This is a genomic window from Streptomyces sp. yr375 (assembly GCF_900110755.1).
In the GTDB taxonomy this organism is placed as follows: domain Bacteria; phylum Actinomycetota; class Actinomycetes; order Streptomycetales; family Streptomycetaceae; genus Streptomyces.
This window is the reverse complement of the sequence record NZ_FOFF01000122.1, coordinates 1-1,243: the sequence shown is the minus strand read 5'-3', so window position 1 is coordinate 1,243 and position 1,243 is coordinate 1. Positions and strand designations below refer to the sequence as shown.

The window sequence follows — 1,243 nt, the reverse complement described above, 5'->3', positions numbered from 1 at the left end:
GCTCACTACCTGTGACTGCTTCCTCCGGGACCATCCGTCCCAGTATCAAGCTGTCCGGCCGGCAGGGGGAACCTCATCCTCGGTCACGGGTGTGGTTTGCAGGAGCCGGGCCGCGTGGTGGGCGGCGATCGGCTTGCTGCCTCGGCCCATGCGCAGCGGCTCATAAATGTCCAAGGCCGCCTGTTCCAGGGGAACGTTGCTCTCTCGCCACTTCTTGACCTCCTCCTGCGCGGCACGGTCTAGGTCAGCGAGCTTCTCTGCGGTGGGCCAGGTGGTCTTGGAAGCGACGGCCGTACGGACGGCCTGGTGCATGAGGGTCGCCATGGTCCAGGAGGCGGCAGCCAGGTCGTACTCCAGCGTCCAGTGGTCGGAGACGAAGGTGCGTACGTGGCCGCTGTCCTCTGCCGTGAGTGCGGCAACGTGATCGGTGATCTGCTGCGCGGTCATCTCTGCCGAGCACTTCAGTTTCTTGCGCATCTCTTCCGAGGTGCCGGCGGGAACCAAGTCCCGGTCCCGGATGCAGGCCACGGCGACCGGGATCTGCTCGTCGTCGCGCTGGAAGATCCGGCTGTAGCGGAAGAGACCGACGCCGCCGACGTTGACGACGCTGACGCCGCATTCGTTGAACGACCGGCCGACAGCCTGTGCGAGGGCGGGCAGGACGATGGCTTCGGCGTCGCCTTCGACGATGGCGACGCTGCGGGCGAAGAACAGGTTGGCCTTGGTCACGTCGAGGAAGCGGGTGAGGAAGGCGTAGTCGCCTTCGTCGAGCCGGGTCAGGCCCGGTGCCAGGCGGAAGGTGGATCCACGGGCCACGATGGTGAGGTGTTCGACGGGGATGGCCGAGGCCAGGTTGGGGCTGTGGGTCGTGAGGATGACCTGGACGGGCGGTTTCCCGGCCGATTTACCGTCAGCGCGTTCCCGCAGAAGGTCCATGATGCGGGTCTGCAGCTGCGGGTGGAGGTGGGCTTCGGGTTCCTCGATCAGCAACAGCGGTGCGAAGGCGCTGTTGCCGAGCAGGAGCAGTTCGGCCGCCATGAACAGGGCGTTGTTGTAGCCCAGTCCGTGTCTGGTCCACTCCCCCCTGCCCGCGAACAGGGTGAGCTCCAGCCGCTCCAGCGCACGGGCCAGGGTGGCGTCGCCGGCGACGCCCTGTCCCTTGTACTGGACCAGGACCTGCCCGGGGGCGACCTGCTCGGCGGGCAGGGGCGTGATCAGCGCGTACCAGCCGTCGACCCCGGCC

General features: G+C 67.4%; 1 protein-coding gene. It reads right to left on the bottom strand.

What is annotated here, in order from left to right; translation table 11 throughout:
* Positions 1 to 45 precede the first annotated feature (45 nt).
* Positions 46 to 1,243 (bottom strand): ATP-dependent nuclease (locus tag BMZ82_RS39130; RefSeq protein ID WP_143099029.1); only part of this gene is annotated, 1,198 nt, incomplete at its 5' end.